The sequence below is a fragment of the Pseudonocardia acidicola genome, assembly GCF_012911935.1.
GTDB classification, from domain to species: domain Bacteria; phylum Actinomycetota; class Actinomycetes; order Mycobacteriales; family Pseudonocardiaceae; genus Pseudonocardia; species Pseudonocardia acidicola.
The window spans coordinates 37,045-59,758 of record NZ_JAAXLA010000023.1; the positions used below are offsets into that span (position 1 = coordinate 37,045).

Genomic DNA, 22,714 nt, shown 5'->3' on the forward strand with positions numbered 1-22,714 from the left:
CGGGCGCCGCTCACCGCCAGGACGGCAGCCAGAGTTCGGCGTTCCAGTGCTCCGGGGTGATCGGCAGCCCGACCAGGATCGGCCACAGCCACACGAAGTTCGCGACCACCGCACCGACCCACAGGGCGACCACGAGCAGCCCGGTCTGCCGGCGTTCCTTCGACGCCCCGGCCGGGCCCATGATCTCGCCCATCACCAGCACCGTCGCCATGACGAGGAACGGCGCCACCGGCGTCATGTAGAAGAAGTACATCTGCCGGTTGATGTTGAGGAACCACGGCAGCACGCCCGCGCCGTAGCCGACCAGCACCGCGGCGTAGCGCCAGTCGGCCCGGGTGACGAGCCGCCACAGCGAGTACCCCAGCACCGGGATCGCCGGCCACCACAGCGCCGGGGTGCCGACGAGCATCACCGCGCTCACGCAGTCCGGGCCGCCGCAGCCGTTGACGTTCTGCCCGGACGCGTAGTAGTAGAGCATCGGGCGCAGCCCCATCGGCCACGTCCAGGGCTTGGACTCCCACGGGTGCGGGTTGCCGGGCGGGGTGTCGAGACTCTCGTGGAAGGCCAGCACGTGGCCGCTGTAGTACCACAGCGAGCGCAGCGCGTCCGGCGCGAACGACCAGGGCCCGCCGGTGCCGATCCCGATGCCGACCTCGTGCCGGTCGATCCCGGTCTCGCTGCCGAACCACGCCCACCAGCCCGCCAGATAGGCCAGCACCGGGACGAGCACGAGCGCCCAGAGGGCCGGGCCGACGTCGCGGACGAGGGTGCCGGCCCAGGGCCGCCGCACCCCGGCGGCGCGGCGCGCGGTGACGTCCCACAGCACGGTGAGCACGGCGAACGCGACGAGCCAGTACACCCCGGACCACTTCACCGCGCAGCCCAGCCCGAGCAGCACCCCGGTGGCCAGCCGCCACCAGCGCACCCCGAACCGGGGTCCGTACGGTGAGTCGCCCACCCGGCCCTCGGTGATCACGACGGCCATCCGGGCCCGCACGTCGTCGCGGTCGATGAGCAGCGTCGCGAACGCGGCCAGCACGAACAGTGCGGAGAACACGTCGAGCATGCCCATCCGGGACTGCACGTGGCTCATGCCGTCGCAGATCAGCAGGACCCCGGCGATGCCGCCGAGCAGCGTCGAGCGGGTCAGCCGCCGGGTCGAGCGGACGATCAGCAGGATGCACAGCGTGCCGGCCAGCGCCGATGCCGCGCGCCAGCCGACCGGGTCGTAGCCGAAGAGCATCTCGCTGATGGCGATGAGCTGTTTGGCCAGCGGCGGGTGCACGACGAGCTCGTAGCCGGGGTTGTCCTCGAACCCGCCGTTGCGCACCATCTGCCACGCCTGCGGCACGTAGTGCTTCTCGTCGAAGACCGGGGTGCCCCCGTCGGTCGGGTAGCCGAGACCGACGAAGCGCAACACCCCGCCGAGCACCGCCAACCCGACCGCGACCAGCCAGCCGCGAAGCCGGTCGGTCGGCGGCGGCGTGCCCAGCCGCTGCAGCGGCTCCGACGACGGGGCCGTCAGCGCGGGCCGCATGCCCAGCGGTTCCGCGCCGGGGGTGGGCGCGTCGTCGTCGACCGCGACGTCCCGGGAGGCCTGATCCGCGACGACGGTGCGATGTCCCACGCGCGCCGATCGTAGGCTCCCTGCATGTCGACTGGAGCAGCACCGCACACCGATCCGGACGGAGCCGGTGGCCTGGTGCTCGCCGCGACCCCGCTGGGCGACTCGAGGGACGCCTCCGGGCGGCTGCTCGAGGCGCTGGCCGGCGCGGACGTCATCGCCGCGGAGGACACCCGCCGGCTGCGCGCGCTGGCCGCGGCGCTCGGGGTGACGGTCAGCGGGCGGGTGGTCAGCCACTACGACGCCGTCGAGGCGACCCGGCTGCCCGGGCTGCTCGCGGACATCCGCGACGGCAAGACCGTCCTCGTGGTCACCGACGCCGGGATGCCCGCGGTGTCGGACCCCGGCTACCGGCTGGTGGCGGCCGCCGCGGCCGAGGGACTGCCGGTGACGTGCCTGCCCGGCCCGTCCGCTGTGACCACGGCGCTGGTGCTCTCCGGGCTGCCCTGTGAGCGGTTCTGCTTCGAGGGCTTCGCGCCGCGCAAGGGTGGGGAGCGGCGGCGCTGGCTGGAGACGCTGGTCGCCGAGCCGCGGGCGGCGGTGTTCTTCGAGTCGCCGCACCGGCTGGCCGAGACGTTGACCGAGGCGGTCGCGGTGCTGGGCCCGTCGCGCAAGGCCGCCGTCTGCCGGGAGCTGACGAAGAAGCACGAGGAGGTCCTCCGCGGGCCGCTGTCCGAGCTGGCCGAGTGGGCGCAGGAGGGCCCGGTCCGGGGCGAGATCACGGTCGTGCTGGCCGGGGCGGAACCGTCCGCGGCCCCGGCCGTCGGGTCGCTGGTCGGGGCGGTCCAGGAGCGCGTCGACGCGGGGGAGCGGCTCAAGGACGCCGTGGCCGCGGTGGCGGAGGCCGCAGGGGTCGGAAAGCGGGAGCTCTACAACGCCGCGCTGGCCGCCCGCGACTGACCTGGGCGCCGGCGCTCAGCCCGAACTCGAGGCGAGGGCGGCGGGGGTCTGCTTCGGGGTGCGCCGGAGTCTGCGGGCCAGCGGCTCCACGAAGCGGGCTGCGACGGGGCCGAGCACGGCCATGATCAGCACGTACGCGGTGGCCAGCGCGGCCAGCTCGTCGTCCACCGCCGCGTAGCCGACGGCCAGCCCGGCGATCACGATCGAGAACTCGCCGCGGGCCACCAGCGCGGCACCGGCGCGGGCCCGGCCGAGCGGGCCGATGCCCACCCGGCGCGCGGCCCACCATCCGGTCGCGATCTTCGTCAGGGAGGTGACAACCGCCAGCGCGACGGCCCAGCCCAGTACCGGCGGGATGCTGCGCGGGTCGGTGTTCAGCCCGAACACCACGAAGAACACCGCGGCGAACAGGTCGCGCAGCGGCTCCAGCAGCTTGGTCGCGTTCTCCGCGGTGGATCCGGAGATCGCGATGCCCAGCAGGAACGCGCCCACCGCCGCGGAGACCTGCATCGCCGAGGCGAACCCGGCCACCAGCAGAGCCGCACCGAGCACCTTGAGCAGGAACACCTCGCGGTCCGGGCTGTCGACGATCGCGGAGACGAACCGGCCGTACCGCAGTGCGACGACGAGCACCACGGTGATCACCGTCAGCGAGATGCCGACCGCGGCGAGTCCGCCGAAGAAGCTCACCCCGATCAGCAGCGCGGTGAGGATCGGCAGGTACAGCGCCATCACGAGGTCCTCGAACACGAGGATCGACAGCACGACCGGGGTCTCGCGGTTGCCCAGCCGGCCGAGGTCGCTGAGCACCTTGGCGACGATGCCCGACGACGAGATGTAGGTGACCCCGGCCATGACCAGCGCCCCGACCGGCCCCCAGCCGAGGATCAGCGCGACCGCCGCGCCCGGGGCGGAGTTGAGCACGATGTCGGCGACGCCGGCCATCCAGGAGCGTTTCAGCCCGGTGATCAGTTCCTGGGCGGTGTACTCGAGTCCCAGCAGCAGGAGCAGCAGCACCACGCCCACCTCGCCGGCGAGCGAGGTGAAGTCGCCGATGTCGCCGAGCGGGAAGAGACCGCCCTGGCCGAACGCGAGGCCACCGAGCAGGTAGAGCGGGATCGGCGACATCCCGATCCGCGCGGCGAGCCTGCCCAGCAGGCCCAGCCCGAAGAACAGGGCGCCGAGTTCGAGGAGTTCGAGGGCGGTGTGATCCATCAGCCGCGGGCGAGGATCTTCGCGGCGTTCTCGAGAGCCTCCGACGTCCCGACGGCCACCAACAGGTCCCCGGCGGTGAGGGTGAACTCCGGCGTCGGTGACGCGTGCACCTGGCCGGCCCGCATCACGGCCACGACGGACACGCCGGTCCGGGTGCGCAGTGCGGTGTCGCCGAGGGTGCGGCCGTCGAAGACCGAGCCGTCCGAGATCGGCAGCTGGCGGGTGTGGATGCCCGGCAGGTCGCGGTGCTCCTCGGTCAGCTGCGCCACCAGCTGGGGTGCGCCGAGCAGGTTGGCCAGCGCGCTCGCCTCGTCGACGGTCAGGGGCAGCGCGGCGAGCGCCGCGTCCGGGTCGTCCGACTTCGACACGATGAGCTCGATCTTCCCGTCCCGGTGGGTCACGACGCCGATCCGACGGCCGGCCTTGATCGCGAAGTCCTTGCGCACCCCGATCCCGGGCAAAGGCGTCACCTCGACATTCACCGGACCAACGGTAGCCGGTGATGTGGTTCCGGCCGCTCGTACATGGGTAACCGGGCCGCCATGGCGCCGACTGATCTCGACCCACACGTGTTCGTCATCTTCGGTGCCACCGGTGATCTGGCCCGTCGCAAGCTGTTCCCGGGCCTGTTCCACCTGTGGCAGCGCGACCTCATGCCGGAGCGGTTCCGGATCATCGGCTCCAGCCGGACCGCACCCGGGACCGAGGAGCAGTTCCGGGACATGGTCCACCACGCCGTGGAGATGTTCCGCGGCGAGATCGACCACGAGGCGTGGCGCCGGTTCGCGGCGCGGATCAGCTTCGTGGTCGCCTCGGACGAGGACAGCGGTGAGCTGGCCGATGCGGTACGGGGCGCCGAGCGGGAGCTGGGGCCGGACACCAGACGGCTGCTCTACATGGCGGTTCCGCCGTCGGCGACCGAGTCGATGGTGCGCATGTTGGGCAAGTTCGACCTGAACGAGCGGGCCAGGCTGGTGCTGGAGAAACCGTTCGGCACCGACCTGCGGTCCGCGAAGCGGCTCGACGCCACGTTGCACGAGGTGTTCGACGAGGGGCAGATCTTCCGAATCGATCACTTTCTCGGCAAGGAAGCCGTCCAGAACATCCTCGCGCTGCGCTTCGCCAACGGGATCTTCGAGCCGGTGTGGAACCATCAGCACGTCTGCTATGTGGAGATCGACGTGCCCGAGGAGATCGACATCCAGGGCCGGGCGGACTTCATGGAGTCCACCGGGACGTTCCGTGACATGATCGTGACACACCTGTTCCAGCTGCTCGGATTCGTGGCGCTGGAGCCGCCGGTGCGCCTGGACGCGGAGTCCCTGCACGACGAGAAGACCAAGGTGTTCCGGGCGATCCGGCCGCTGGCCCCGGACCGCGTCGTGTACGGGCAGTACGAGGGGTACCGCGACGAGGAGGGCGTGAACAAGTCCTCAGAGGTCGAGACGTTCGTCGCGATGGAGGTCTTCGTCGACGACTGGCGCTGGTACGGCATCCCCTTCTACCTGCGCACGGGGAAGGCGATGGCCGAGAGCAGGCGGACCGTCACCCTCGGGTTCCAGGAACCGCCGCTGAGGATGTTCCCCGGGGACGTCGACGACCAGTGCAACGAGCTGGTCCTGGAGCTCACCGACGATCCGAAGATCTTCGCGGACCTGCGTGCCAAGATCCCGGGGCCCGAGCTGAAGCTGGGCCGCGGCCGGATGAAGGTCGACCTCATGGAGGCGTTCCCCGGCGCGGAGCCGCTGGAGGCCTACGAGCGGCTGCTGCTCGACGTGATGCGCGGTGACCCGACGCTGTTCACCAGCACCGAAGAGGTGGAGTTGATCTGGGAGCTGGTCGACCCGCTGCTGCACAGCCCGCCGAAGCCCAAGATCTATCCGCGGCGGTCGTGGGGGCCGCGCGAGGCGCTGCAGCTGCCCGGGAAGTACGGCTGGCGGATTCCCGACTCGTGAGCCCATCCCGGATCACGGCCGGTGGACAGGGGCCGGCGCCGGATCGATACTGGCGATCATGGCGCAGCCCCCGGAGCCGCTGGGTCCGGACTCCCTGACCTGGCGGTACTTCGGCGAGTGGGTGGCGTTCGTGTTCACCGGGCGGGCCACCCTGCTGCAGGTCATGGATCCCGCGCTGGGAGCCGGTGTGGCCGAGCACTCGGCGGTGTTCGACGAGCCGTTCGCGCGGTTGTGGCGCTCGCTGTTCGAGATCTTCGGCGTGGTCTACGACGGCCCCGACGCCGCGGCGACCGCCGCCGCCGTCCGCGGCCACCACACCGCGATCAAGGGCTTACGGCCCGACGGCGCGCGCTACCACGCGCTCGACCCGGCGACGTTCTACTGGGCGCACGCGACGTTCGTCGAGGGCGTGCGCACCCACGCCGAGACCTTCCACCGCCGGTTGCGCGACGACGAACTCGACCGGCTGCACGCCGAGGGCGTGCAGTGGTGGCGGCTCTACGGGATGTCGATGCGACCGGTCCCGGCCGATCGGCGCGCGTTCGAGGAGTACTTCTCGCGCCACTGCGCGCACGTGCTGGAGCTGACCCCGGCGGCCCGCCGGCTGGTCGCCGCATTCGCCGACCCGCCGCCGCCCCCGCCGCTGCGCGGGCTGCCGGCCCCGCTGTGGCGGCTGCTGCGCCTGCCCGCGGTGAGGCTGCACTGGCTGCTCACCGTAGGCACGCTGCCGCCCGCGGTGCGCGCGACGCTGGGCGAGCGGTGGACGCGGGCCCGCGCGGCCCGGCTGCGGCTGCTGCTCGGCGCGCTGCGCGCACTGTGGCGGCTGCCGCGCGGGCGGTGGCGCTACCACCCGCGGGCGACGGCCGCGTTCCGCAGGGCCGCCGGGGAGCCGGTCGTGCTGCCGCAGCCTCCGGCCTGGTCGCGCAGCGGTGCCGGCGCGCCCGGGGCAGCGGCGAGCCGCCTCGGCTGACATCGACTCCGACATCCGCGCGACGTCGCCGGGGTCCGCGTCGATCCGGGGTCGATCTCCCCGCGCGGGGAGCGCGCAGTCGCGTCCCACCCGGCCGGGGGCGGCGCCCGCGCGGAAACGTACTTCGCGGACTGGAATACGCTGGTAGCCATGAGTTCCCACGTGCTGACCGCCGTGGCGTGGCCCTACGCCAACGGCCCCCGGCACATCGGCCATGTCTCCGGTATCGGTGTGCCCTCCGATGTGTTCTCCCGCTACCAGCGGATGGCCGGCAACCGGGTGCTCATGGTCTCCGGCAGCGACGAGCACGGGACCCCGATCACGGTGCAGGCCGATAAGGAGGGCCTGACGCCGCAGCAGACCGTCGACAAGTACCACCGGATCATCTCCGAGGACCTGCGCGGGCTGGGGGTCACCTACGACCTCTACACCCGCACCACCACCGGCAACCACGCCCAGGTGGTCCAGGAGATCTTCAAGGCGCTGTACCGCAACGGCTACGTCATCCCGAAGACCACGACCGGCGCGATCAGCCCGTCGACCGGGCGCACGCTGCCCGACCGCTACGTCGAGGGCACCTGCCCCATCTGCGGCTACGACGGCGCGCGCGGCGACCAGTGCGACAACTGCGGCAACCAGCTCGACGCGGCCGAGCTGATCAACCCGCGCTCGCGGATCAACGGCGAGGTGCCGAAGTTCGTCGAGACCGAGCACCTGTTCCTCGACCTGCCGGCGTTCACCGAGACGCTGGGCAAGTGGCTGTCGACCAAGACCGGCTGGCGGCCCAACGTTCTGAACTTCACCAAGAACCTGGTCGACGACATGCGGCCGCGGCCGATCACCCGCGACCTCGACTGGGGTGTGACGATCCCGCTGGACGGCTGGCGCGACCAGCCCCTCAAGCGGTTCTACGTGTGGTTCGACGCGGTGATCGGCTACTTCTCGGCCAGCGTCGAGTGGGCCCGGCGCAGCGGCGACCCGGACGCCTGGAAGGCGTGGTGGAACGACCCGGACGCGGAGGTCGTGCACTTCATGGGCAAGGACAACATCACCTTCCACGCCCAGATCTGGCCGGCCCTGCTGCTCGGGCACAACGGGCAAGGCGACCGCGGCGGTGAGCCCGGCCCGTACGGCCTGCTGAACCTGCCCACCGAGATCGCCTCGAGCGAGTTCCTCACGATGAGCGGGTCGAAGTTCTCCACCTCCCGCGGCACGGTGATCTACCTGCACGACTTCCTGCGCGAGTTCGGGCCGGACTCCCTGCGGTACTTCATCTCCGCCGCCGGCCCGGAGACCCAGGACGTCGACTTCACCTGGGACGAGTTCGTCCGCCGGGTGAACTTCGAGCTGAACAACGAGTGGGGCAACCTCGTCAACCGGTCGATCTCGATGGCGTACAAGAACAACGGCGCCATCCCTGCAGCGCCGAGGCCGACGGCGGCCGACGAGGAACTGCTCGCGCTGTCCCGCGCGGCGTTCGACACGGTCGGCGGGCACCTGCAGCGGTCACGGTTCCGGGCCGCGATCACCGAGGCGATGCGGGTCGTCGGGGCGGCGAACAAGTACCTGTCCGAGCAGGAGCCCTGGAAGCTGAAGGACGACCCGGAGCGGCGGGACACGGTCCTGCACACCGCGCTGCAGGTCGTGCAGGACGCGAACACGCTGCTCACCCCGTTCCTGCCGCACGCGGCGCAGAAGGTGCACGAGGCGCTGGGCGGAACCGGGATCTGGGCCGCCCAGCCCGAGCTGCTCGACGTGCCCGACCTCGACATCCCGGGCCGGATCAATCCGATCCTGACCGGCGACTACACCCGGGAGCAGGCCCGCTGGGTCTCCACGCCGATCCAGGTCGGCCGCCCGTTGCAGAAGCCGACGCCGATCTTCTCCAAGCTCCCCCCGGAGTTGGGCGAGACCGGCCCGGAATGGGCCCCCATTGAGCGCTGACGCGCCTGTGCGCGGAAATAGTCGCTGCAGCGACTATTTCCGCGCACGAGCGGCGGAGCCGCCACAGTGAGCGCAGCGAACCGCCGGGAGCGGCCGGAGCCGCCGGAGCCGTTGCCGGTGCCGACGGTCGACGCGCACACCCACCTCGACGCGTGCGGTTGCGTCGAGGCCGCCGACGTCGCCACCGCCATGGACCGGGCGGCCGCGGTCGGGGTCACCCGGGTGGTGACGATCGCCGACGACCTGCCCGCGGCCCGGTGGGCGGTCCAGGCCGCGCACTGGGACGACCGGGTTGCCGCTGCCGTCGCGCTGCACCCGACCCGCACCGCTGCGCTCACCGAGGACGATCACGCCGAGATCGAGCGGCTCGCCCGGGACCCGCGGGTCGTCGCGGTCGGGGAGACCGGCCTCGACTACTACTGGGATCACTCCCCGCCGCAGGCCCAGCAGGAGTCCTTCCGCCGGCACATCGATCTGGCCAAGCGGCTGGGCAAGCCGCTGATGATCCACGACCGGGAGGCCCACGAGGACGTCCTGCGCATCCTCTCGGAGGAGGGGGCGCCGGACGAGGTGATCTTCCACTGCTTCTCCGGGGACGCGGAGATGGCCCGGCGCTGCGCCGAAGCCGGTTACCTCATGTCCTTCGCCGGGCCGGTCACGTTCCGCAACGCCCGGGAGCTGCAGGAGGCGGCCGTCGTGGTCCCCGAGGACCTGCTGCTGGTGGAGACGGATGCGCCGTTCCTGACCCCGCACCCCCACCGCGGGCGGGCCAACGAGCCGTACTGCCTGCCGTGGACCGTGCGCGCGTTGGCGGCTCTACGAGGGGTTTCCGACGAGCGGATCGCCGAGAGCGCCGAACGCAACGCCGAGCGGGTGTTCCGGCTCGAGGAGTTGCCGCCGGTCGTGCGCAGCGTCACGCCTGGCGCTGAAGATGCTCGCTCGGCGTAGCTGAGAGTCCACTCAGCGCTCACAGGGTGTCGCGAGTGGGTGCCGTCCCCGGCCCCCCGTTACGGTTCCGTGATCGCTAAAGCCGGGGTGGGGACGCTCCCCAGCACGGCGGACACGGTGGTCGGGGCACTCCCCGCATCACGGCTCCGGCCACCGTCGACGCTCTTCCTCCCCTGCCCGGTCCGACGAGGTCTGGATGCCAGTGGTCGACGTATCCGCGCGCGCGCAACGCCGAGCCGCCCGCGCCCGGCTCGGATTGGTCCCCACCCCGAGCCCGGTCGTGGCTGCACCCTCCGACGACCCGTACGCCGATTGGTACGGCAACGCCGAGGCGGAGTTCTTCCCGACGCCCTCGGCGCCCGCGGCGCAGGAACAGGCCGAGCTTCCCGCCGTCGAGGAGCTGCGCGGCACGGGCCGCGTCGGCCTCCCCGCTGACGTCACCACCGACCCACCGACCGGCCCGATCACCGTGGTGCCGGCCGAGCCGGCGACCGGACCGATCACCGTCGTGCCGGCCGAGCCGGCGACCGGACCGCTGCGGAGCCCCGGCGCCGATGCGGCGCTCGCCGGGCAGCCGGCGGGGATCACCCGCCACGCCGCGGACCTGTTCGCCGACGACACGCCGACCGGGCCCATCCCGATCGTGCCGGACGAGCCGCGGACCGAACCCTTCGCCGCCGTCCCGGCGGCCGAGACCACCGAGGCCACCGAGGTCACCGCCGTGACCTCCGCGGTCACGGCCCCACCGCTCGCCGAGTCCGAGCCGGTGGCCGAGCCACAGCAGGACGCAGAGGCCGAGCCGGTCGGCGCCACCGCTGCGAGCGTCGCCGAGCCGGCTCCGGAGCCCATCCCGCCCGGCCCGGCGCACACCGGGCGCCGGCGGCTGCTGGCCAAGGCGACCGCGCTGGCCGCGCTGCTCACGCTCACCGCGAGCGGCGCCACCGCGCTGGCCATGGACAAGACCATCACGATCACCGTCGACGGCCAGAACCGGATCCTGCACACCTTCGCCGGGAACGTGGCCGGGGCGCTCGACTCCGCCGGCCTGGTCGCCGCCCCGCAGGACCGCGTGGAGCCCGCGCTGTCCACCGACCTCGCCGACGGCGACCAGGTCATCCTGAACCGGGCCCGCCCGATCACCCTGGTCGAGGGCGGCGAACAGCGGAGGGTCTGGACCACCGCCCCGACGGTCGGTGAGGCGCTGCAGAGCATGGGCATCGAGGCCCAGCCGATCCAGATGTCGACGTCCCCGAACACGGCGATCCCGCTGAGCGGCCTGCAGGTCGAGCTGCGCGTGCCGCGCACCGTCGCGCTCACCGACGGGAACGGCGCCCCGCAGCAGATCACCACAATGGCCGGCACCGTCGGCGGGCTGCTGGCCGAGAAGGGCATCCAGCTCGGCCCGGACGACGTCTCGGTGCCCAGCGCGGAGACCGAACTGACCGACGGCCTGGCCGTGCACATCGTGCGCAACGGCGTCGGCGAGGTCGTCGAGGTGCGCCCGATCGACCCGCCCGTGCAGACCATCGACGACCCCGATCTGCCACGCGGTACGAGGCAGGTCGTCGACCCGGGCAAGGCCGGGGAGCAGACCGTCGTGATGCGGGTGTGGGTGCAGAACGGCCAGGAGGTCCGGCGCGAGCAGATCCGGGCCGGTTCGAGCACGCCGCCCACTCCTCGGGTGATCAAGGTCGGGACCAACGACGCCAAGCCGCAGCTGCCCGTGATCTCCGACGGCACTGTCTGGGACCTGCTGGCCAAGTGCGAGGCGGGCGGGAACTGGGCGATCAGCTCCGGCAACGGTTACTACGGTGGCCTGCAGTTCGACGCCCAGACCTGGGCGGCCAACGGCGGCACCCAGTACGCGCCGCTGCCCAACCAGGCCAGCCGCGAGGAGCAGATCACGGTGGCGTCGAAGGTCCGCGACGACCGCGGCGGGTACGGCGCCTGGCCGGCCTGCGCGAGGAAACTGGGCCTGCCCCGGTGAGTGCTGGTCAGCGCCCGGAATGATGGGGGTGTGAGTAGCACTCCGGAGGCGTTGGCGTCGCGGCTGCTCGGGCCTGCCGAGGTCCGAGCGCTGGCCGAGCGGCTCGACCTGCGGCCGACCAAGCGCCTCGGGCAGAACTTCGTGCACGACCCGAACACGGTCCGCCGGATCGTGCGGTCGGCCGAGCTCACCAGCGACGACGTGGTGCTCGAGGTCGGCCCCGGGCTCGGGTCGCTGACCCTGGCCCTGCTGCCTGCCGTGGCCGCGGTGCACGCCGTCGAGATCGACCCGGTGCTGGCGGCCGCGCTGCCCGGGACCGCCGCCGAACGGGCCCCGGCGCTGGCCGACCGGCTTACCGTGATCAACACCGACGCGCTGCGGGTGCGGGCCGCGGACCTCGACGGGCTCCCGTCGCCGACCGCGATCGTCGCCAACCTGCCCTACAACGTCGGGGTGCCGGTGCTGCTGCACCTGCTCGCCGAGTTGCCGGGGCTGCGCCGGGGGCTGGTCATGGTGCAGGCCGAGGTGGCCGAACGGCTCGCCGCCCCGCCCGGCAGCCGCACCTACGGGGTGCCGAGCGCGAAGCTCGCCTGGTTCGCCGAGGCGCGCCGGACCGGTCCGGTCCCGCGCGCGGTGTTCTGGCCGGTGCCCAATGTCGATTCCGGGCTGCTGGCGTTCACCCGCCGGGAGCCGCCGGCCGGGCCGTCGCGCGCCGTTGTGTTCGCGCTCGTCGACGCCGCGTTCGCCCAGCGCCGCAAGGCATTGCGCTCGGCGTTGTCGGGCTGGGCGGGCTCACCGGCCGCGGCCGAGCAGGCGCTGCGCACCGCCGGGATCGACCCGCTGGTCCGCGCCGAACGGCTCGGCATCGCTGACTTCGCCCGGCTCGCCGCGGCCCGTCCCGAGTGAGGTTCCGGACCGATCACCCAGGCGCGACGGGCGGTGTCGGCCACGGTCACGGGCCGTCCGGCGTCGGCGCACGTAGGGTTGAAAGGTGCTGTCCGCCGTACCGCCCCCCGTCACCGTGCGCGTCCCCGGGAAGATCAACTTGCATCTGGCCGTCGGCGGACTGCGCCCGGACGGGTTCCACGACCTGGTCACCGTCTTCCACGCGGTGAGCTTGTTCGACGAGATCACCGTGGTCGCCGCCGACGAACCCGGGATCGAGGTGTACGGCGAGGGTGTGGCAGAGGTCCCCGTCGACGACACCAACCTGGCCTGGCGCGCCGTCCAGTTGCTCGCCCGGCACGCCGACCGCGATCCGGACGTCCGGGTGGTGCTGCGCAAGGGCATCCCGGTCGCCGGTGGGATGGCCGGCGGCAGCGCCGACGCGGCGGGCACGCTCGTCGCGCTGTCTGCGCTGTGGAAGCTCGACCTGACCCGCGACGAACTCTCCGAGATGGCCGCTGCACTCGGCAGCGACGTCACGTTCGGCCTGCACGGCGGGACCGCGCTGGGCACCGGCCGCGGCGAGCAGATCGTTCCGGTGCTGTCCCGGCACAACCAGCACTGGGTGATCGCGCTGCACCGCCAGGGCCTGTCCACACCCGCAGTCTTCGGTGAGCTCGACCGGTTGCGCGGCGACGCCGAGCCGCTGGAGCGCCCGGTCGAACCGGTGCTCGAGGCGCTCGCGGGCGGGGACCCGCGCCAGCTCGCGCTGTCACTGGGCAACGACCTGCAGGCGGCCGCGGTGAGCATGGCACCGGAGTTGCGCCGCACCCTGCGCGCCGGGGTGAACGCCGGCGCGCTGGCCGGCATCGTGTCCGGTTCCGGGCCGACCTGCGCGTTCCTGTGCACCGACGCCGATGCCGCGATCGAGGTGGCCACCGAACTGGCCGGGGCCGGAGTGTGCCGCACCGTGCGGGTCGCGCACGGGCCCGTGCCCGGTGCTCGCGTCGTCGACGCGCACGATCCACCGCCGGGCCCGTCCGGTCCGCCGACCGGCTCCTGGCCCCCGGTGCGTGCCTGATGGCGGGGCAGAATCTGATCAATCTCGAGGCGGTCACCGCGCACGTTCCCGGTGACGCCTCGCGCGTGCTGCTCGACGCGGTGTCGCTCGGCGTCGAGCGCGGCGAGCGGATCGGCGTCGTCGGGCTCAACGGCGGCGGCAAGACCACGCTGCTCGACATCCTGTCCGGCCGCCGGGCGCCGCAGGGCGGCCGGGTCAGCAGGCTCGGCGGGCTGAAGCTCGCGCACCTCGCGCAGGGCGACGCGCTGCCTGCCGGTGCCCGGATCCGCGACATCGTGCTGGCCGAGTGGGACGGTGCCGCCGACCACGAGTGGGCGGCCGACGCGAAGGTTCGCGACGTGCTGTCCGGGCTGGGCATCAACGACCTGGACCGCACCGTCGACGGGCTGTCCGGCGGGGAGAAGCGCCGCGTCGCGCTGGCCGCGGCGCTCGTCGGCGACCCCGACCTCGTCGTGCTCGACGAGCCGACCAACCACCTCGACGTCGAGGGGGTCGGCTGGCTGGCCCAGCATCTGCTGTCCCGCCGGTGCGGCGTCGTGGTCGTGACGCACGATCGCTGGTTCCTCGATGCGGTGTGCACGCGGACCTGGGAGGTCGCGGGCGGGCGCGTCGAGAGCTACCTGGGCGGCTACGCCGACTGGGTCTACGCCCGCGCCGAGCGGGCCCGGCAGGTCGACGCCGCGGAGGCCCGCCGGCGCAACCTCGCGCGCAAGGAGCTGGCCTGGCTGCGTCGCGGCGCCCCGGCCCGCACGTCCAAGCCGCGGTTCCGGATCGAGGCCGCCGAGGCCCTGATCGCCGACGTGCCGCCGCCGCGCAACACCGTCGAACTGCTCGGGTTCGCCACCAACCGGCTCGGCAAGACCGTACTGGAGCTCGAGGACGCCACGGTGCGGATCGGCGACCGGGTGCTGCTGGACGGGGTGACCTGGCGGCTCGGGCCGGGTGACCGCATCGGGATCGTCGGGGTCAACGGCTCGGGCAAGACCACCCTGCTGCGTTCGCTGACCGGGGAGCGGCCGCTCGCCGGCGGTGAGCGCGTGCAGGGCACGACGGTGCAACTCGCGGAGCTGACGCAGGAGCTCGTCGACCTGCCGAAGGACATGCGGGTGCTCGAGGCGACCGAGGCCGTCGCGAAGTACGTGCGCCTGGGCAAGCAGGAGATGACGGCGTCGCAGGTGTTGGAGCGGCTGGGCTTCCCCGCGTCCCGCCAGTGGACGCCGGTGGGCCAGCTCTCCGGTGGCGAGCGGCGGCGGCTGCAGCTGACCCGGTTGCTCATGGCCGAGCCCAACGTGCTGCTGCTCGACGAGCCGACGAACGATCTCGACGTCGACACGCTGGCCAACCTGGAGGACCTGCTCGACGGATGGCCGGGGACGCTGGTCGTCGTCAGTCACGACCGGTATCTGGTGGAGCGGGTGTGCGACACCGTGGTCGCGCTGTTCGGCGACGGCCGCATCACGCACCTGCCCGGCGGGATCGAGGAGTACCTGGCCCGGCGGGCGGCCGCGGGCAACGGTGCGCCGGTGGCCACCGCTGTGCGCCCCGCGGCGCCCTCGGCGTCGACCGGGGTGTCGGCGGCCGAGCAGCGCGCGGCCCGCAAGGAGGCCGCCCGGCTGGAGCGGCGGATGGAGACGCTGACCGGCAAGGAGGAGAAGCTGCACGCCAAGCTCGCCGAGGCCGCGACCGACCCCAAGCGGCTCCTCGAGCTCGATGCCGAGCTCAAGGCCGTGGTGGCCGAGCGGGAGAGCGTCGAGCTGGAGTGGCTGGCCGCCGCCGAACTGGCCGAGAGCTGACCCGCGAGTCGGCAGTTTCAGGAGGGTGAGTCGGCAACTTCTGGTGAGCCGATGCGTGTTCTCCCGCAACCCGGAGCTCCCGGAACCGCCGACTCGGCCTTCCGGAACTGCCGACTCGCGGTCCCGGAACTGCCGACTCGCGGGTTAGGGGCGGGTGAGTTCGGCCAGGAGGAGGGCTTCGGCGAGTACGCCCTTGCCGAACATCTCGAGGTGCAGGCTCTCGTCGATGCCGTGCCAGCGACTCGCCGGGTCACCGACCCCGGTGACGAGCACCGCGGCGCCCGGGAAGGTCCGGGCGAACTCGGCGATGAACGGGATCGAGCCGCCGATCCCGGTCTCCACCGCGGCGTTGCCGTAGGCCTCGGAGAACGCGCGGCGGGCGGCGTCGTAGGCGGCGCCGGTGCCGTCGAGGGTGAACGGCTCGGCGATCCCCGGGCCGGGGGTGACGGTGACCTGCGCGCCCCACGGCACGTGCGACTCCAGGTGCGCAGCCAGCGCGCGTTGGGCGGCGAGGGCGTCCTCGCCCGGCGCGATCCGCATGCTGACCATGGCCCGGGCCCGCGGGACGAGCACATTGGACGCCTCCGCGACCCGCGGCGCGTCGATGCCGAGCACCGCGACGGCGGGCTTGAGCCAAGTCCGCTCGGGAAGCGTCCCGGTGCCGAGCAGCTCGACACCGTCGAGCAGGCCGGCGTCGGAGCGGAACGTGGCCTCGTCCATGTCGGGGGCGTCGGAGTGCCCGCGGGCCAGGCCGGGGATCGCGACCTCGCCCTTGGCGTCGTGCAGCGCACCGAGCGTCGTGCACAGCGCGGTCAGGGCGTCGCCGACCGGCCCGCCGTAGACCCCGGAGTGCACCGGGCGCTCCAGCATCGCGACCTCGACGGTGACGTCGACCAGGCCGCGCAGGCTGGTGGTCAGGGCCGGGACGTCGACGGCGGGGTTGGCCGCGTCGGCGATGACGATGACGTCGGCGGTGAGCAGTTCGTGGTGGGAGCGCAACAGCGCCGGCAGGGTGGGGGAGCCGGACTCCTCCTCGCCCTCGATGAACAGCGTGACCCCGACCGGCGGGTGGCCCTGGTAGGCGCGCAGCACGGCCAGGTGCGTCATCACGCCGGCCTTGTCGTCGGCGGCCCCGCGGCCGTAGAGCCGGCCGTCACGCTCGGTCGGTTCGAACGGCGGGCTGGTCCAGTGCTCGTCGCCGCCGGTGGGCTGGACGTCGTGGTGGGCGTAGAGCAGCACGGTCGGCTGGCCCTCGGGCGCCGGCCACTGCGCGACGACGGCCGGTGCCCCGCCCTCGGCGGCGACGATCTGCACGGCCGCGGCGCCGGCCGCGCGGGCCAGCTCGGCCACGGTCTCGGCACTGCGGCGGGTGTCCTCGGCGTGTGCGGGGTCGGCCCAGATGCTCGGGATGCGTACCAGTCGCTCGAGGTCGGCCCGGGCGGCGGGCAGGGCATCGGTCACGGCGGCGGCGAGGTTCTCACGCGGGTCCGGCACGCCAGAAGATGCTACGCCGAGCGGTCTTCACCATCGGCCACCCGGCGACACGTAGGCTCGCGCCCATGTCCCGGTTCCTCACGATGTTGCTGGACACGGCCACCCGATCCGACCGCGGGATGACCACAGGAGAACCGGGCGATCCGGTCCGCCGTACGTGGCCCGAGGTGCACGCGACGGCGCTGCGGATGGCCGCGGCGCTGCAGGCGGGCGGCGACGGCGTGCGGGGGCTGAGCCGCGGCGCGGCGGTGGCCGTGCTGGCCGGCGAGCCGGCCACGATCGCCCCGGCCGCGCAGGCGGTGTGGCTCTCCGGCGGCAGTGTGACGATGCTGCACCAGCCGACCCCGCGGACCGACCTGGCCGCGTGGGCCGAGGACACGGTCACCGTGCTGGAGATGATCGACGCGCAACTGATCCTGCTGGGCGCCCCGTTCGACGCGCTGGCCCCGGTGCTCACCGAGCGCGGCATCGCGTTCCGCAGGCTGGCCGACCTGGACGCCGATCCGAGCGGCCTGGCCACCCCCTCCGCGGACGTCGCGGGGGAGGACGACACCGCGCTGCTGCAGCTGACCAGCGGGTCCACCGCTGAGCCCAAGGCAGTACGGATCACCCACCGCAACCTGTTCGCCAACATCGGCGCGATGGTCGAGGCGGCCTGCCTCGACATCTCCCGCGACGTGATGGTGTCCTGGCTGCCGCTGTTCCACGACATGGGGATGGTCGGGTTCCTGACCGTGCCCATGGCGACCGGGCTCGAGCTGGTGACCGTGACCCCGTCGGACTTCCTGTCCCGGCCGCTGCTGTGGGCCGAGCTGATCTCGAAGTACCGCGGCACCGTCACCGCCGCGCCGAACTTCGCCTATGCCGTGCTCGCCCGCCAGCTCGCCCGGGCCGAGGGCACGCTGGATCTGTCGAGCATGCGGTTCGCGCTCAACGGCGCCGAGCCGATCGACCCCGACGCGGTTGTCGCGTTCACCACGGCGGGTGCCCGGTACGGGCTCAGCCCGGACTCGGTGGTGTGCGCCTACGGGATGGCCGAGACCGCCCTCGGAGTGTCGTTCGCGCCGTGCGACACCGGGCTGCAGATCGACCACGTCGACGCTGAGCAGCTCGAGAAACATCGCCGCGCGGTGCCCGCGAGCTACGGCCCGGTGCGCCGCTTCCCCAAGCTGGGCCCGCCGCTGCCCGGTATCGAGGTGCGGGTGGTCGGCGACGACGGGACGGTCCTCGGCGAGCGCGAGGTCGGGGTGCTGCAGCTGCGCGGCGAGTCGGTGACCCCCGGCTACCTGACCGTCCACGGGCCGCAGTCCACACAGGACGCAGACGGCTGGCTGGACACGGGGGACGAGGGCTACCTGGCCGGCGGCACCGTGGTGGTCTGCGGCCGGCGCAAGGACGTGATCATCATGGCCGGGCGCAACATCTACCCGACCGACATCGAGCGCGCCGCGGCCGGCACCGACGGCGTGCGGGCCGGCAACACGGTGGCGGTGCGGCTGACCGCAGGGGAGGGCCGGCACCGCGAGTCGTTCCTGGTGGCGGTGGAGTCGCGCCGGGCCGGCGACGCGGAGGCCGAACAGCTCATCCGCAAGGACGTGATCTCGCGGGTGGTGTCGGCGGTCGGGGTGCGCCCCGCCGAGGTCGTCGTGCTGAAGCCCGGCAGCCTGCCCAAGACGCCCTCGGGAAAGCTCCGCCGCGCCGCGACCCGGGACCTGCTCGCCGCCCACGCCTGAACGACGCGAAGGGGGCTTTCGCTGCGCTGGATGCAGCGAAAGCCCCCTTCATGGCGGATCGGGGTCAGCCCGACAGCGCGTGGAAGCGGTTCTGGGTGGGTTCGAGGCCGTCGTGCAGCAGCGCCTCGGCGGCGTCCGCGGCGAGATCGACGGCGAACTCCAGGTCCTTGCGCTCCGCGCCCGAGAACCGCTTGAGCACGAAGTCGGCCGGGTCCTGACGGCCCGGTGGGCGGCCGATGCCGAACCGGACCCGCAGGTAGTCCTTGGTGCCGATCGCCGAGCTGATCGAGCGCAGTCCGTTGTGGCCGCCCTCGCCGCCGCCCCGCTTGAGCCGGACGACGCCGAAGCCCAGGTCGAGGTCGTCGTGCACCACGACGAGGTCTTCCGGTGGCACCGCGTAGTACTTCAGGAGCCCGGCGACCGGCCCGCCGGAGACGTTCATGTACGTCCGCGGCTTGGCCAGGATGACGCGCCGCCCGGCCAGCCGGCCCTCGAGCACGTCGGCGTTGGTCTTGTGTCCCTTGAACCGGCCACCGCCGGCCCGCGCCGCCAACAGGTCGACGACGCGGAAGCCGACGTTGTGCCGGGTCTCGGCGTAGTCGGGCCCGGGGTTGCCGAGCCCGACCACCAGGGCAGGGCCCGGCGCCATGGGTCAGCTGCCCGAGGAACCGGACTCGTCGGAGCCCGCAGCCGGGGCCCCGGTCTCGGCCGCCGGGGCCTCCTCGACCACGCCGGCGCCCTCCAGGTCGACCTCGCCCTCCAGCTCCTCGGCGGTCGGCGCGGCGACGACGTTGACCACCAGGTGCTCGGCGTCGGTGCGCAGCTCCACGCCGCTCGGCAGGGGCAGCTGGCCGGCGAGGATCTGGGTGCCCGCCTCGGCGCCCTCCACGGAGACCTCGAGGTGCTCCGGGATGTTCAGCACGTCGGCCTCGACCTCGACGGCGTTGAGGTCCTGGGTGATCAGGGTGCCGGGCGCGGCGTCCCCGGTGATCACGAGCGGGATCTCCACGACGACCTTCTCGCCGCGCTTGATCACCAGCAGGTCGACGTGCTCGATGTACGGGCGGATGGGGTGCACGACCACGGTCTTGGTCAGCGCCAGCTGCGGCGCGGCACCGGCGATGTTGAGCTCGAGCACGGCGTTGCGGCCCTGCTCACGGACGACCCGGGCGAACTCCAGCGACGGGAGCGCGAGGTGCTGCGGGTCGGTGCCGTGCCCGTAGAGCACGGCGGGGATCTTGCCTGCACGGCGGGCGCGGCGGGCGGCGCCCTTGCCGAACTCCGTGCGGGTCTCGGCGTCGATACGGGCCTCGGCCACGGTACTTCTCCTCGATCTGCGTTCTGCGAAAATTGACGCGCGGCGAGGAGCCGGTGGGACCGGCCCAGCGTCGATCACGGCGGGCTGAACAACGCCCGCCCTCGCCGCGGAACTGCAGATGAGGATACGCGACGAGGCTGGGCCCCTCGGCCCCCGGGGTCGGCGCCGATGCCCCGGCGCCGACCGGTGGGCCTCAGGCGTTGCCGTCGAACAGGCTGGTCACCGATCCGTCGTCGAAGACCTCGTGGATCGCGCGGGCCACCAGCGGCGCGATGGGCAGCACCGTCATGGTCGGGAACCGCTTCTCGTCCGGGATCGGCAGCGTGTCGGTGAAGATCACCTCGCGGGCGCCGCACGTCGAGAGCCGCTCGGTCGCCGGCCCCGAGAGCACGCCGTGCGTCGCCGCGACGATCACGTCGGACGCACCCTCCGCCAGCAGTGCCTCGACCGCCTTGGCCACCGTGCCACCGGTGTCGATCATGTCGTCGATCACCACGCAGAGCCGGCCCTGGATGTCGCCGACGACGCGGTTGGCCACCGCCTCGTTCGGCTTCATCGGGTCGCGCGTCTTGTGGATGAACGCCAGCGGTGTGCCACCGAGCGTGTCCGCCCACCGCTCGGCCAGCCGCACGCGCCCCGAGTCGGGGGAGACGACCGCGAGCTCGCGGGTGGAGTAGGTGCGCTTGATGTAGTCGGCGAGCACCGGCAGCGCGAACAGGTGGTCCACCGGGCCGTCGAAGAAGCCCTGGATCTGCGAGGTGTGCAGGTCGACCGTCATGATCCGGTCGGCACCGGCGGTCTTGAACATGTCGGCGACCAGCCGCGCGGAGATCGGCTCCCGGCCGCGGTGCTTCTTGTCCTGCCGGGCGTAGCCGTAGAACGGCATGACCACGGTGATCCGCTTGGCCGACGCGCGCTTGAGCGCGTCGACCATGATCAGCTGCTCCATGATCGCGTCGTTGATCGGGGCGGAGTGCGACTGCAGGACGAACGCGTCGCAGCCACGCACCGACTCCTCGAAACGCACGAAGATCTCCCCGTTGGCGAAGGAGTACGCCGACTGGGGGGTGATGGTGACGTCCAGCTCCTTGGCCACCTGCTCGGCCAGTTCGGGATGGGCCCGTCCGGAGAAGAGCATGAGGTTCTTCTTCGGGGTGGCCGAGATCGCGCTCACCGTGTTGTGCCTCCTCGACCGGTGTCGCCGGCCTCGTCCGCTGCGTGTGTGCCGGGGCCGGAGGGCGCCGAGGCGACGGTCGCCGACACCGAGGCGTCGTCGGCCCGCTCGGCGGCTTCGGCCGCCGGGGTGCCCGGGCGGTTCTTCCGGACCCAGCCCTCAATGGTCCGCTGTGACCCGGCCGACACGGCCAGCGCCCCCGGTGGTACGTCCTGGCGTAACACGGTGCCTGCGCCCGTGTACGCACCGTCGCCGACCTGTACGGGGGCGATGAACATGGTGTCCGAGCCGGTCCGCACGTGGGATCCGATCACCGTCCGGTGCTTGCGGACGCCGTCGTAGTTGACGAACACCGACGAGGCGCCGATGTTGCTCATCTCGCCGATCGAGGCGTCGCCGACGTAGGTCAGGTGCGGCACCTTGCTGCCCGCGCCGATGTCGGCGTTCTTCACCTCGACGAAAGTGCCGATCTTGCCGCGCTCGCCGAGCCGGGCGCCGGGACGCAGGTAGGCGAACGGGCCGACCGACGCGCCGGGCCCGATCACCGCGGAGCTGCCGTGCGTGCGGATGACGGTGGCACCGGCGCCGATCTCGGTGTCGGTCAGCGTGGTGTCCGGGCCGATCTGCGCGCCGTCGGCGACGACCGTGGTGCCGTGCAGCTGGGTGCCCGGGTGCAGCAGCACGTCGACGCCCAGCCGGACCTGGACGTCCACCCAGGTCGTGGCCGGGTCGACCACGGTGACCCCGGCGAGCATCCACCGCTCCAGCACCCGCCGGTTCAGCTCGGCACGGATGGCCGCGAGCTGCACCCGGTCGTTCACGCCGCGGAGCAGCCACGGGTCGGCGCAGCGGACCGCGCCGACCGGGGCGCCGTCGGCGGCGGCGATCCCGATCAGGTCGGTCAGGTACAGCTCGCGCTTGCTGTTCTCGGTGTCCAGCCGGCCGATCGCGGCGGCCAGGAAGGCCGCGTCGAACGCGTAGACGCCCGAGTTCACCTCGGTGATCGCCAGCTGGGCCGGGTCGGCGTCGTTCTGCTCGACGATCCCGGTGACCCGCCCGGCGGCGCTGCCGTCGCGTGGGCCCTCGCGCAGGATGCGCCCGTAGCCGGTCGGGTCGGCCAGGTCGGTGGTCAGCAGGGTGACCGCCGCGCCGACCGTGTCGTGCTCGGCCAGCAGCGCGCCGAGCGTCGCGGCGTCCAGCAGCGGGACGTCGCCGCAGCTGACGAGCACGGTGCCCGTCAGGTCGGCCGGCAGCGCCGCCAGCCCGCTGCGCACCGCGTCCCCGGTGCCGAGCGGCTGCTCCTGCACGGCGGTCAGCACCGGGCGGGCGAGCTCCGCGCCGAGTCCGTCGACGGCCTCGCCGACCTGCTCGCGGGCGTGCCCGACGACCACCACCAGGTGCTCGGGCTCCAGCGCCGCGGCGGCGTACACGGCGTGCCCCAGCAGGCTGCGCCCCCCGATGGGGTGCAGGACCTTGGGGATCGCAGACCGCATTCGGGTCCCCTCGCCGGCGGCGAGCACGATCGCTGCCGCCGGTCGGTTCGTCCCGCTCGGGTCCGTCACTCCGCCGGGCCCGGAGGCTGCTCCGGTGCGATCGGGCCCGCCGTGACGATCGGGCATCGTCCCCACTCCCTGGCTCGTTGCGTCCGTGCGACGGCACCGTCGCCGGAACGGCGGGGCCGCTCGTGGCTCTG

18 protein-coding genes are annotated in these 22,714 nt (G+C 72.9%); 10 read left to right on the plus strand and 8 right to left on the minus strand.

Features of this window, described 5'->3' with window-relative positions:
- Positions 1-10: 10 nt before the first annotated feature.
- Entirely contained in the window at positions 11-1,537 is a 1,527-nt protein-coding gene (locus HF526_RS14375; protein ID WP_169381966.1) for a dolichyl-phosphate-mannose--protein mannosyltransferase, read from the minus strand.
- Between the two features lie 114 nt (positions 1,538-1,651).
- Here HF526_RS14375 and rsmI point away from each other — a divergent pair, with 114 nt between their 5' ends.
- Positions 1,652-2,524 (plus strand): 16S rRNA (cytidine(1402)-2'-O)-methyltransferase, encoded by an 873-nt coding sequence (gene rsmI, locus HF526_RS14380; RefSeq protein WP_169381927.1) that lies wholly within the window; start codon positions 1,652-1,654, stop codon positions 2,522-2,524.
- 15 nt (positions 2,525-2,539) lie between these two features.
- Here the strand turns inward: rsmI and HF526_RS14385 are convergent, their stop codons facing one another.
- Positions 2,540-3,739 carry a cation:proton antiporter gene (locus HF526_RS14385; protein WP_169381928.1) on the minus strand — a complete coding sequence of 400 codons (1,200 nt, stop codon included), beginning with the start codon at positions 3,737-3,739 and terminating at the stop codon, positions 2,540-2,542.
- Positions 3,739-4,221, minus strand: a complete 483-nt coding sequence (locus tag HF526_RS14390; protein ID WP_169381929.1) for a cation:proton antiporter regulatory subunit — start codon at positions 4,219-4,221, stop codon at positions 3,739-3,741. Before HF526_RS14390 ends, HF526_RS14385 begins: the two co-directional genes overlap by 1 nt.
- Before the next feature lie 60 nt (positions 4,222-4,281).
- Here HF526_RS14390 and zwf point away from each other — a divergent pair, with 60 nt between their 5' ends.
- The 8 genes from zwf (at position 4,282) to HF526_RS14430 (ending at position 15,302) form a co-directional block, all read left to right on the plus strand.
- Entirely contained in the window at positions 4,282-5,694 is a 1,413-nt protein-coding gene (gene zwf / locus HF526_RS14395; protein WP_169381930.1) for a glucose-6-phosphate dehydrogenase, read from the plus strand.
- A 58-nt stretch (positions 5,695-5,752) separates the two neighbouring features.
- Positions 5,753-6,664, plus strand: a complete 912-nt coding sequence (locus tag HF526_RS14400; RefSeq protein WP_169381931.1) for an oxygenase MpaB family protein — start codon at positions 5,753-5,755, stop codon at positions 6,662-6,664.
- Between the two features lie 150 nt (positions 6,665-6,814).
- Positions 6,815-8,608 carry a methionine--tRNA ligase gene (gene metG, locus HF526_RS14405; RefSeq protein WP_169381932.1) on the plus strand — a complete coding sequence of 598 codons (1,794 nt, stop codon included), beginning with the start codon at positions 6,815-6,817 and terminating at the stop codon, positions 8,606-8,608.
- Positions 8,609-8,674: 66 nt separating this feature from the next.
- On the plus strand, positions 8,675-9,556 hold the full coding sequence (locus HF526_RS14410; protein WP_169381933.1) for a YchF/TatD family DNA exonuclease: 882 nt from the start codon (positions 8,675-8,677) through the stop codon (positions 9,554-9,556).
- Between the two features lie 196 nt (positions 9,557-9,752).
- Positions 9,753-11,543 (plus strand): ubiquitin-like domain-containing protein, encoded by a 1,791-nt coding sequence (locus HF526_RS36370; RefSeq protein ID WP_169381934.1) that lies wholly within the window; start codon positions 9,753-9,755, stop codon positions 11,541-11,543.
- Positions 11,544-11,573: 30 nt separating this feature from the next.
- Positions 11,574-12,449 carry a 16S rRNA (adenine(1518)-N(6)/adenine(1519)-N(6))-dimethyltransferase RsmA gene (gene rsmA / locus HF526_RS14420; RefSeq protein ID WP_338051476.1) on the plus strand — a complete coding sequence of 292 codons (876 nt, stop codon included), beginning with the start codon at positions 11,574-11,576 and terminating at the stop codon, positions 12,447-12,449.
- Between the two features lie 85 nt (positions 12,450-12,534).
- On the plus strand, positions 12,535-13,509 hold the full coding sequence (locus tag HF526_RS14425; protein ID WP_169381935.1) for a 4-(cytidine 5'-diphospho)-2-C-methyl-D-erythritol kinase: 975 nt from the start codon (positions 12,535-12,537) through the stop codon (positions 13,507-13,509).
- The gene (locus HF526_RS14430; protein WP_169381936.1) at positions 13,509-15,302 is read left to right on the plus strand and encodes an ABC-F family ATP-binding cassette domain-containing protein; all 1,794 of its coding nucleotides are present in this window, start codon (positions 13,509-13,511) and stop codon (positions 15,300-15,302) included. Before HF526_RS14425 ends, HF526_RS14430 begins: the two co-directional genes overlap by 1 nt.
- Before the next feature lie 144 nt (positions 15,303-15,446).
- Here HF526_RS14430 and HF526_RS14435 read toward each other — a convergent pair whose 3' ends face one another.
- A complete protein-coding gene (locus HF526_RS14435) occupies positions 15,447-16,796 on the minus strand; it encodes a M20/M25/M40 family metallo-hydrolase (RefSeq protein ID WP_169381937.1) in 1,350 nt (449 codons plus the stop codon).
- Positions 16,797-16,861: 65 nt separating this feature from the next.
- Here HF526_RS14435 and HF526_RS14440 point away from each other — a divergent pair, with 65 nt between their 5' ends.
- Entirely contained in the window at positions 16,862-18,529 is a 1,668-nt protein-coding gene (locus HF526_RS14440; protein ID WP_169381938.1) for a fatty acyl-AMP ligase, read from the plus strand.
- Positions 18,530-18,593: 64 nt separating this feature from the next.
- Here the strand turns inward: HF526_RS14440 and pth are convergent, their stop codons facing one another.
- The 4 genes from pth to glmU form a co-directional block, all read right to left on the minus strand.
- Entirely contained in the window at positions 18,594-19,178 is a 585-nt protein-coding gene (gene pth / locus HF526_RS14445) for an aminoacyl-tRNA hydrolase (protein WP_169381939.1), read from the minus strand.
- Between the two features lie 3 nt (positions 19,179-19,181).
- The gene (locus HF526_RS14450; protein ID WP_169381940.1) at positions 19,182-19,847 is read right to left on the minus strand and encodes a 50S ribosomal protein L25/general stress protein Ctc; all 666 of its coding nucleotides are present in this window, start codon (positions 19,845-19,847) and stop codon (positions 19,182-19,184) included.
- A 193-nt stretch (positions 19,848-20,040) separates the two neighbouring features.
- Positions 20,041-21,021 (minus strand): ribose-phosphate diphosphokinase, encoded by a 981-nt coding sequence (locus HF526_RS14455; protein WP_169381941.1) that lies wholly within the window; start codon positions 21,019-21,021, stop codon positions 20,041-20,043.
- The gene (glmU, locus tag HF526_RS14460) at positions 21,018-22,640 is read right to left on the minus strand and encodes a bifunctional UDP-N-acetylglucosamine diphosphorylase/glucosamine-1-phosphate N-acetyltransferase GlmU (RefSeq protein ID WP_169381942.1); all 1,623 of its coding nucleotides are present in this window, start codon (positions 22,638-22,640) and stop codon (positions 21,018-21,020) included. Before glmU ends, HF526_RS14455 begins: the two co-directional genes overlap by 4 nt.
- Between the last annotated feature and the right edge of the window lie 74 nt (positions 22,641-22,714).

Bases quoted from the DNA above. Each gene is read 5' to 3' on its own strand.
- HF526_RS14375 (WP_169381966.1), bottom strand. From the start codon at position 1,537: ATGCGGCCCGCGCTGACGGCCCCGTCGTCGGAGCCGCTGCAGCGGCTG.
- rsmI (WP_169381927.1), top strand. From the start codon at position 1,652: ATGTCGACTGGAGCAGCACCGCACACCGATCCGGACGGAGCCGGTGGC.
- HF526_RS14385 (WP_169381928.1), bottom strand. From the start codon at position 3,739: ATGGATCACACCGCCCTCGAACTCCTCGAACTCGGCGCCCTGTTCTTC.
- zwf (WP_169381930.1), top strand. From the start codon at position 4,282: ATGGCGCCGACTGATCTCGACCCACACGTGTTCGTCATCTTCGGTGCC.
- HF526_RS14400 (WP_169381931.1), top strand. From the start codon at position 5,753: ATGGCGCAGCCCCCGGAGCCGCTGGGTCCGGACTCCCTGACCTGGCGG.
- metG (WP_169381932.1), top strand. From the start codon at position 6,815: ATGAGTTCCCACGTGCTGACCGCCGTGGCGTGGCCCTACGCCAACGGC.
- HF526_RS36370 (WP_169381934.1), top strand. From the start codon at position 9,753: ATGCCAGTGGTCGACGTATCCGCGCGCGCGCAACGCCGAGCCGCCCGC.
- HF526_RS14430 (WP_169381936.1), top strand. From the start codon at position 13,509: ATGGCGGGGCAGAATCTGATCAATCTCGAGGCGGTCACCGCGCACGTT.
- HF526_RS14440 (WP_169381938.1), top strand. From the start codon at position 16,862: ATGTCCCGGTTCCTCACGATGTTGCTGGACACGGCCACCCGATCCGAC.
- pth (WP_169381939.1), bottom strand. From the start codon at position 19,178: ATGGCGCCGGGCCCTGCCCTGGTGGTCGGGCTCGGCAACCCCGGGCCC.
- glmU (WP_169381942.1), bottom strand. From the start codon at position 22,640: ATGCCCGATCGTCACGGCGGGCCCGATCGCACCGGAGCAGCCTCCGGG.